Consider the following 1,298-nt stretch of genomic DNA (forward strand, 5'->3'; position numbering starts at 1 on the left):
ACTTGCATGTATTAGGCACGCCGCCAGCGTTCGTCCTGAGCCAGGATCAAACTCTCCATAAAGTGTTTGACTTGCTCGTTGTGTGACCGAAGTCACGTTGACGAAGCTTGCGCTTCATTCATTGTTTATATCCGAAGATACGTTTTTTGCCTCATCGTTCAGTTTTCAAAGTCCGATATGAAAAATAATGGTCGGGAAGACAGGATTCGAACCTGCGACCCCTTGGTCCCAAACCAAGTGCTCTACCAAGCTGAGCTACTTCCCGAAAAGTGCACCCTGAGAGATTCGAACTCCCGACCCCTTGATTCGTAGTCAAGTACTCTATCCAGCTGAGCTAAGGGTGCATAATAAGTGCGGTCGAGAGGACTTGAACCTCCACAGTGTTGCCACCACTAGGCCCTCAACCTAGCGCGTCTACCATTCCGCCACGACCGCAAATTATGCTATTTGATGTTTCTTAGATGAAAAAATTGGAGCGGAAGACGGGATTCGAACCCGCGACCCCGACCTTGGCAAGGTCGTATTCTACCACTGAACTACTTCCGCATAAATATAAATGGTACGGGTGAAGGGACTTGAACCCCCACGTCAAAGACACTAGATCCTAAATCTAGCGCGTCTACCAATTCCGCCACACCCGCATAAAAAAATGGTGTGTCATGCAGGATTCGAACCTGCGACCCTCTGATTAAAAGTCAGATGCTCTACCAACTGAGCTAATGACACAAATAGTATGAAGTTAAAAATAAAATGGGGCGACTGATGGGAATTGAACCCACGAATGCCGGAATCACAATCCGGTGCGTTAACCACTTCGCCACAACCGCCATATTAAGATGGTGCCGGCAACAGGAGTCGAACCCGCGACCTACTGATTACAAGTCAGTTGCTCTACCAGCTGAGCTACACCGGCAGGTGTAATGGTGGCTTTGGACGGAATCGAACCGCCGACACGAGGATTTTCAGTCCTCTGCTCTACCGACTGAGCTACAAAGCCATACTAAAAGTTTTCGGTAAATAAAAATGGCGGTCCTGACGGGATTCGAACCCGCGATCTCCTGCGTGACAGGCAGGCATGTTAACCGCTACACCACAGGACCGTGGTAACTTGACGACTTCTATAATACTATATCAATCAGTCAAAATTGTCAAATACTTTATTAAAAAAGTATGCCTGGCAACGTCCTATCCTCACAGGGGGAAGCCCCCAACTACTTTCGGCGTTCAAGTGCTTAACTTCCGTGTTCGGCATGGGAACGGGTGTGACCACTTGGCTATCGTCACCAGACGACGGGCTC

10 tRNA genes and 2 rRNA genes are annotated in these 1,298 nt (G+C 48.7%); all 12 read right to left on the reverse strand.

Annotated elements, in window-relative coordinates:
- Positions 1–62, reverse strand: a 16S ribosomal RNA gene (locus MUN34_RS15780); the annotation flags it as partial.
- A gap of 126 nt (positions 63–188) precedes the next feature.
- Positions 189–265 (reverse strand) — tRNA-Pro (locus MUN34_RS15785).
- A gap of 5 nt (positions 266–270) precedes the next feature.
- Positions 271–344 (reverse strand) — tRNA-Arg (locus MUN34_RS15790).
- 8 nt (positions 345–352) lie between these two features.
- Positions 353–435 (reverse strand) — tRNA-Leu (locus MUN34_RS15795).
- Between the two features lie 36 nt (positions 436–471).
- Positions 472–546: transfer RNA gene (locus MUN34_RS15800), tRNA-Gly, on the reverse strand.
- A gap of 11 nt (positions 547–557) precedes the next feature.
- Positions 558–641: transfer RNA gene (locus MUN34_RS15805), tRNA-Leu, on the reverse strand.
- Positions 642–650: 9 nt separating this feature from the next.
- Positions 651–726, reverse strand: a tRNA-Lys gene (locus MUN34_RS15810).
- A 25-nt stretch (positions 727–751) separates the two neighbouring features.
- A tRNA-His gene (locus MUN34_RS15815) sits at positions 752–827 on the reverse strand.
- A 10-nt stretch (positions 828–837) separates the two neighbouring features.
- Positions 838–913: transfer RNA gene (locus tag MUN34_RS15820), tRNA-Thr, on the reverse strand.
- 8 nt (positions 914–921) lie between these two features.
- Positions 922–997 (reverse strand) — tRNA-Phe (locus tag MUN34_RS15825).
- 27 nt (positions 998–1,024) lie between these two features.
- Positions 1,025–1,100, reverse strand: a tRNA-Asp gene (locus MUN34_RS15830).
- A 72-nt stretch (positions 1,101–1,172) separates the two neighbouring features.
- Positions 1,173–1,288 (reverse strand): 5S ribosomal RNA (gene rrf, locus MUN34_RS15835).
- Positions 1,289–1,298 lie beyond the last annotated feature (10 nt).

The organism is Exiguobacterium sp. 17-1 (genome assembly GCF_023096305.1).
Classification (GTDB): domain Bacteria; phylum Bacillota; class Bacilli; order Exiguobacteriales; family Exiguobacteriaceae; genus Exiguobacterium_A; species Exiguobacterium_A sibiricum_A.